Annotated in this window: 6 protein-coding genes; 5 read left to right on the top strand and 1 reads right to left on the bottom strand. The window is 74.5% G+C overall.

Annotation, left to right across the window (positions count from 1 at the left end; all coding sequences use genetic code 11):
* Positions 1-178: 178 nt before the first annotated feature.
* On the bottom strand, positions 179-388 hold the full coding sequence (locus tag AC07A6_RS39690; protein ID WP_042800824.1) for a hypothetical protein: 210 nt from the start codon (positions 386-388) through the stop codon (positions 179-181).
* Between the two features lie 182 nt (positions 389-570).
* Here AC07A6_RS39690 and AC07A6_RS39695 point away from each other — a divergent pair, with 182 nt between their 5' ends.
* The 5 genes from AC07A6_RS39695 to AC07A6_RS39715 all read left to right on the top strand — a co-directional run bounded on the left by AC07A6_RS39695 (position 571) and on the right by AC07A6_RS39715 (position 6,856).
* Entirely contained in the window at positions 571-1,785 is a 1,215-nt protein-coding gene (locus AC07A6_RS39695) for a bifunctional adenosylcobinamide kinase/adenosylcobinamide-phosphate guanylyltransferase (RefSeq protein ID WP_478780346.1), read from the top strand.
* Positions 1,786-1,848: 63 nt separating this feature from the next.
* A complete protein-coding gene (cobT, locus tag AC07A6_RS39700) occupies positions 1,849-2,907 on the top strand; it encodes a nicotinate-nucleotide--dimethylbenzimidazole phosphoribosyltransferase (protein ID WP_478780349.1) in 1,059 nt (352 codons plus the stop codon).
* 82 nt (positions 2,908-2,989) lie between these two features.
* Positions 2,990-4,873: a phosphatidylglycerol lysyltransferase domain-containing protein gene (locus tag AC07A6_RS39705; RefSeq protein ID WP_478780347.1), complete on the top strand. Its 1,884-nt coding sequence runs from the start codon at positions 2,990-2,992 to the stop codon at positions 4,871-4,873.
* Complete coding sequence (locus AC07A6_RS39710) at positions 4,870-5,616, top strand: hypothetical protein (RefSeq protein WP_478780348.1); 747 nt, start codon at positions 4,870-4,872, stop codon at positions 5,614-5,616. The genes AC07A6_RS39705 and AC07A6_RS39710 overlap by 4 nt, the downstream gene beginning before the upstream one ends.
* Before the next feature lie 64 nt (positions 5,617-5,680).
* Positions 5,681-6,856 carry a sensor histidine kinase gene (locus tag AC07A6_RS39715; protein ID WP_478780350.1) on the top strand — a complete coding sequence of 392 codons (1,176 nt, stop codon included), beginning with the start codon at positions 5,681-5,683 and terminating at the stop codon, positions 6,854-6,856.
* Positions 6,857-7,085 lie beyond the last annotated feature (229 nt).

Consider the following 7,085-nt stretch of genomic DNA (forward strand, 5'->3'; position numbering starts at 1 on the left):
TAGTGCCCGCCCCCCCCCCCCCTGCGGTGGTTTGGGGGGGGGGGGGGGGGGCGCCCCCCCCCCACCGGGTCCGGGCGCAGCCCGGGGAACGGGCGAAGGGCGGGTAGGGGACCGGCGCCGCAGGCCACCGCACCGGCCCCGGCCCCGGCAGCCAGCCCCGCCCCCTCCCGGCCAGGGATCAGGCCTCCGTGGCCGCCCGCAGGCTCATCGGGTAGATCTCCGAGCCGTCCTCGAAGAGGGTGACCCGCTCCGCCCCGCCGTCCAGGAGCTCCTTCCAGACCTCCCCGATCCAGGACTCCGCGTCCCCCTGCGTGGTGAACTCCTCCGGCTCCACCGCCGGGGCCACCTCACTGCCGTCGGCCGCCTCGAACCGCCACGTCCACGCCATGTCCGCCTCCGTTGTTCGTCCGCGATCTCACGCTTCTCGCCATGAGTGTGCCCGCAGATCGACCTCCGTTCCTCCCCTGGGGAGGAGATTCCCGCCACGATCATGTGACTCCCGGCCCCACCGGCACGCCGCAGGCGCCGGCCGGGCGCGCACCAGTACCGGCGACGCGGGAGGATCTCTGTGTGGAACTCACTCTGCTCGGCACCGGTACCCCCGAAGGCCTGCCCCGCCCCGGCTGTCCCTGCGCCGCCTGCGCGGTCTCCGTCGGCGGCCTGTCCCGCGGTGCGACCTCCGTCCTCGTCGACGGGGCGCTGCTGCTCGACCTGACCCCCGGGGCGGTGCTGGCCGGGGCCCGCGCGGGGCATTCGCTGGCCGGCGTACGGCAGGTGCTGCTCACGCACCCGCACGACGGGCCCGCCGTCGAGCTGCCGCCCGGGCTGCCCGCCGCCGGGCGGGTGCCCGACGGGCGGGAGCTGTCGGTGATCAGCGGACACCGGGTGCGGGCGGTGCCGATGGACGCCCCCGGCACCGGGTACGAGGTCACCGGCCCCGACGGCGGCCGGCTGCTGTACCTCCCCCCGGGCGGCGCCCCCGCCGGCACCGGCAACGGGGACGCGCAGCGCCCGTACGACCTGGTCCTCGCCGACGTGCTCGGCCGGCCCGAGGCGCTGGCCCGGCTCCGCGCCGGCGGCGCCGTCGGCCCGGACACCGACGTCATCGCCGTGCACCTGGACCACGACACCCCGCCCGGCCCGGAGCTCGACCGCCGCTGCGCCGCCGCCGGGGCGCGGGCCGTACCCGACGGGACCACCGTGGTGGCCGGCGAGTACCGGGCGGTACCGGACGTGCCCCGCCGCACCCTGGTGCTCGGCGGGGCCCGCTCCGGGAAGTCCTTCGAGGCCGAGCGGCGCCTGGCCGCGTTCCCCGAGGTGGTCTACGTCGCCACCGGCGGCACCCGCGACGGCGACGCGGAATGGGCCCACCGGGTCGGCCTCCACCGGGAGCGGCGCCCGGCCACCTGGCGGACCGTGGAGACCTGCGAACTGGTGCCGCTGCTGGAGCGGGCCGGCCCGCCGCTGCTGATCGACTGCCTCGCGCTGTGGCTCACCGACGCCATGGACCGGGCCGGCGCGTGGGACGACGCCGTGTGGGCCGCCGAAGGCCGCAAGCAGCTGCGGGCACGGGCCGACGAGCTGGTGGCGGCGGTCCGCGCGAGCCGCCGCCCCGTGGTGCTGGTGAGCAACGAGGTCGGAGCCGGCGTCGTGCCCGCGACCGCCTCCGGACGGCGGTTCCGCGACGAGCTCGGCCGCCTCAACAACGCGGTCGCCGGCGAGTGCGAGCACGTCCTCCTCGTGGTCGCGGGGCAGGCCCTCGTCCTCAAGGGACGACCGAGCTGAAGCGGAGCCGGTACCCCCCCGAAGGAGGCCCCGGACGGCTGTAATCTCTGGCAGATGACCACGCTGAATCTCGACGACTTCTCCGATCTGATCGAACGCCCCGACGGGGGCGTCCGACGTGACGCCGAGGAGCGTCGTGAGCGGCTGGCCGTGCCGCCCGGCGCCCTGGGCCGGCTCGACGAGCTCGCCGAATGGCTGGCCGCCGCGCAGGGGCGGGTACCGGTCGAGCCGATCCGGCAGCCGCGCGTCGTCCTGTTCGCCGCCGACCACGGCATCGCCGCCCAGGGCGTCTCCGCCCGGCCCGCGGGCAGCGCCCACGAGCTGGTGCGCGCCGTCCTCGACGGGACCAGCCCGGTCTCCGTGCTGGCCGGCCGGTTCGGCGCGGGGGTGCGCGTCGTGGACGCGGGCCTGGACTGCGACCCGGAGCTGCTGCCCGAGGACGTGGTCCGGCACCGCGTACGGCGCGGCAGCGGCCGGATCGACATCGAGGACGCGCTGACGGCCGAGGAGGCCGAGGACGCACTGCGGCTCGGGATCCGGATCGCCGACGAGGAGGCCGACTCCGGCACCGACCTCGTCGTCCTCGGCGACCTGAGCGTCGGCGGCACCACGGTCGCGGCCACGCTCGTGGCCGCGCTCTGCGGGACGGACGCCTCCGTGGTCACCGGCCGCGGCGGCCTGCCCATCGACGACCTGGCCTGGATGCGCAAGTGCGCCGCCATCCGCGACTCGCTGCGCCGCGCCCGCCCGGTGCTCGGCGACCAGCTGGCGCTGCTGGCGGCCGTCGGCGGCGCGGACGTCGCCGCGATCACCGGCTTCCTGCTCCAGTCCGCGGTACGCCGTACGCCGGTCATCCTCGACGGGGTCGTCTCGGCGGCCTGCGGGCTGGTGGCCCAGCGGGCCGCCTTCCGCGCCCCCGACTGGTGGCTGGCCGGGCAGTCCAGCGGGGAACCGGGCCAGGCGAAGGCACTGGACCGGATGGCACTCAACCCGGTGCTCGACCACGGCGTCACAGTAGGGGAAGGCACCGGCGCCCTGCTGGCGCTCCCCCTGGTCCAGGCGGCCGCCGCACTCGCGGCGGAACTCCCGGAGAGGGCTGCTGCGGAGCAGCCGACGGACTGAGACACCGGGCACTACGGGCCTGACCAGTCCGCAGTGCTCGCACTGCACTGCGGACCGGTGACGCCCCATATCATCGCTTTTCATGGGAGAGGTCCGCTTGACCAGCGCAGAAACCGACCGGAGCCTCGATCAGGCCTCCGGCAAGGGTTCCAACAACAAGAAGGAGCAGGGAGGGGAAGCGCCCGCGAAGCCGGAGAGCCGCAGGGGCACTCCCCGGTCGCGGCGCGGTGCCGCCTTCGCGGTCTGGTACCTGCGGATCGTCACGTTCGTCAACTTCCTCAGCGCGGTGTGGCTCTCGCTCGGGCAGGACCTGCGCCGCCACAACACCGCCGACTTCTACACCCCGTACCTGCTGACGGCCGGGTTCGCCTCCGGGCTGTTCTCGCTGCTGCTCGCGGTCACGATGGGCCGCCGCAAGCGGGCCGCCTGGATCCTGAACCTGGTGGTCAGCGGCATGCTGCTGCTGGCCTTCGCGGTCGCCGCGTTCGCGCCCTGCACCAGCGGCGAGCTGAGCATGTGCTACCCCGAGTTCCGCCAGCACGCCCAGAACTGGGTCTCGCTCGCCCTGACCGCCGCCTTCGTCGGCGCCCTGCTGCTCGGCCGCCACGAGTTCTACGCCAAGGGCGACCGCTCCAACCCGAAGCTCGCCACCGCCGTGGCCGCCGTCGGCCTGCTGCTCACCTCGCTGATCGCCGCCCTGCTCGTCGGCGCCACCAACACCGACGCCGACCGCGCCGACGCCACGTTCCTGGCGCGCTGGCGGTACGGCGTGATGCGGCTGATCACGCTCGCGCCCGACGACAAGGCCTACCGCGCCATCACCACGCCCGCCTGGGTCGACGTCGCCATCAACATGATGTCGATGCTGCTGCTGCTCGCCGTGCTGTTCGCCGCGTTCCGCTCGCGGCGCGCCGTCGACCCGATCACCCCCGAGGACGAGGAGCGGCTGCGGGCGCTCCTCGCCAAGCAGGGCGACCGCGACTCGCTCGGCTACTTCGCGCTGCGCCGCGAGAAGTCCGTCATCTGGTCCCCGACCGGCAAGGCCGCCGTCACCTACCGCGTCGTCGGCGGGGTCTCGCTGGCCTCCGGCGACCCCATCGGCGACCCCGAGGCCTGGCCCGGCGCGATCGAGCCGTGGCTGGCCGAGGCCCGCGAGCACGGCTGGGTGCCGGCCGTGATGGGCGCCAGCGAGGAAGCCGGGCAGATCTACGCCCGGCACGGCCTGGACGCCCTGGAACTGGGCGACGAGGCCATCGTGGAGACCGACGAGTTCACCCTGGAGGGCCGCGCCATGCGCACCGTCCGCCAGGCGTACAACCGCGTCAAGCGGGCCGGCTACACCGTCCGCATCCGCCGCCACGCCGACATCCCCGCCGAGGAGATGGCCGTCCTGCTGGAGCGGGCCGACGACTGGCGCGACGGCGCGACCGAGCGCGGCTTCTCCATGGCACTGGGCCGCCTCGGCGACCCGGGCGACGGCCAGTGCGTGATGCTGGAGTGCACCGACGGCAACGGCGACCTGCGCGCCGTGCTGTCCTTCGTGCCGTGGGGCCCCAAGGGGCTGTCCCTGGACCTGATGCGCCGTGACCGGGACTCCGAGAACGGCCTGATGGAGTTCATGGTCATCGAGCTGCTGGAGCGCTCGAAGGAGATCGGCGTCACACAGGTCTCGCTCAACTTCGCGATGTTCCGTTCCGTCTTCGAGCGGGGGTCCAAGCTCGGCGCGGGTCCGGTGCTGCGCATGTGGCGCTCGCTGCTGAGCTTCTTCTCCCGCTGGTGGCAGATCGAGTCCCTCTACCGGGCCAACGCCAAATACCGCCCGATCTGGGAGCCGCGGTTCATGCTCTTCGAGAAGAGTTCGGACCTGCTGCGGATCGGAATCGCGGCGGGTCGGGCCGAGGGCTTCCTGGAGGCACCCGGCCTGCCCAAGTGGCTGCACCGCAAGCACCTGGAGACGATTCGTTGACGTCGTGGAAGACGGAGGTCCGGCAGTTCGCCCGCCGTGAGTGGGGCCCTCTGCTGCTGACCGTGCGGGACGCGCTCGTCCGCGACAAGTGGCGGGCCGCCCCGATGACCCTCGGGGCGGTCGCCCTGACCTCCGTCTTCCAGATCGTCCAGAACACCTCCTGGGGCTTCCAGCCCGTACAGGACCTGGGGTCCGTGAAAGCCGCCGACCCGCTGTGGCTGGCGCTGCTGCGGACCCCGCTCTCCCTCTTCGTCCCCGCCCTCGACCTGCCCGTGTGGGGGGCGCTCGCGCAGATCCTGCTGGTCTTCGGCATCGCGGAGATCTGCATCGGCTGGTGGCGGACCCTGCTCATCGGCTACGTCGCCACCATCGCCGGGACCACGTACGCCCGGATCGGGCTCTCGCTGGGCCCCGAGCACCCCTTCGGGCTGCCGGTGTCCGACCGGATCGTCAACGACACCGGGCCGTCGGCGGCCGTGGTCGGCCTCGCCATCTACGTGTGCTGGCGCTACCGGGCGTACCTCACCGGGGCCCTGGTGATCCTCGTGATGATCGGCGAGGTGCTGGTCAAGAACAACCTCGCCGGCAAGGAGCACCTGGCGGCCATCGCCGCCGTGATGGCGGTGTGCGTGGTCCGCGCCAAGTGGGGCCCGGCCCGTTCCCGGGCCCCGCTCGGCCCCCGCCCGCCCGCTCCCCCCGCTCCCCCATCGCCGCCCGCGCCCCCGGGATCCGCGCGGCTCTAGCCGGAGCCCGTACCGTGTCCGGGTGACGACAGACCTCGGGCCCTTCCCCGCCACCCGGCAGTGGATGCGGGCGCATCCGCTCGCCACCGACGCCGTGCTCGCGTTCGGGGCGCTGGTCGCCATGGTCGTCGGGTCCTTCGCCGACCCGCACGGGCCGCACGGCCCGACCTTCGGGACGCGTACGCCCGACCCCTTCTCCCTGCTGCTGATGCTGCTCGGCGCGGCCGCCCTCGTCCTGCGGCGCCGCAGGCCCCGTACGGTGCTCGCCGTCACCTGCGGGCTGTCGCTGCTGGAGCTGGCCACCGGGGAGCCGAGGGCGCCCGTCGCGATGAGCGCGGTGATCGCCCTGTACACGGTGGCCGCCCTCACCGACCGGCCCACCACCTGGCGGACCGGGCTGCTCACGATGGCCGGACTCACCGGCGTGGCGATGCTGGCCGGCCCGATGCCCTGGTACGCGCAGGAGAACATCGGCATCTTCGCCTGGACCGGGATGGCCGCCGCCGCCGGCGACGCGGTGCGCAGCCGGCGGGCCTTCGTCGACGCCATACGGGAACGGGCCGAACGGGCCGAACGGACGAGGGAGGAAGAGGCCCGGCGGCGGGTCGCCGAGGAGCGGCTGCGGATCGCCCGGGACCTGCACGACGTGGTGGCCCACCACATCGCCCTGGTCAACGTCCAGGCCGGGGTCGCCGCGCACGTCATGGACAAACGGCCCGACCAGGCGAAGGAAGCCCTCGCCCACGTACGGGACGCCAGCCGCAGCGCGCTGAACGAGCTCCGCGCCACGGTGGGGCTGCTGCGCCAGTCCGGCGACCCGGAGGCCCCCACGGAACCCGCACCGGGACTGGCCCTGCTGGACGAACTCCTCGACACCTTCCGGCACGCGGGCCTCCCCGTGGCGGCGACCGTCCAGCTCGGCCCCGGCACCGAACCGCTGCCGGCCGCCGTTGACCTGGCGGCGTACCGGGTGATCCAGGAGGCGCTGACCAACGTCCGCAAGCACGCCGGCCCGGGAGCGCAGGCCGAGGTCAGCGTGGTCCGGGTCGGGCCCTCGGTGGAGGTGACCGTACTGGACGACGGCGGCGACTCGGCGGACTCCTCCCCGGCCCAGATCGACCCGGGCGGCGGCCACGGCCTCCTCGGCATGCGCGAACGCACGGGCGCCCTCGGCGGCTCCTGCTTCGCGGGCCCCCGGTACGGGGGCGGGTTCAGGGTGCACGCGATCCTGCCGGGGTGAGGGGGCTACGCCGCCTGCGGCGCGGGCCGGCTATCTCCCCCTCGACCCCCCGGGGCCGGGCGGTGGTTGCCCACCCGCCCCCGGGTGCGGGTGGGTGGCCGGGGGGCGGTAGCCCCCTGGGCGGTCTCAGAGCGGGTTGGGGGCTTCCCGTCAGTCCCATCGTCCTTCCGTGTCGTGCCGGCCTGAAGCTCCTATGGATCGTCAAGTGGTGTGTGGGAGGGGGTTGGCT

Source organism: Streptomyces sp. NPDC044002, from assembly GCF_056434525.1.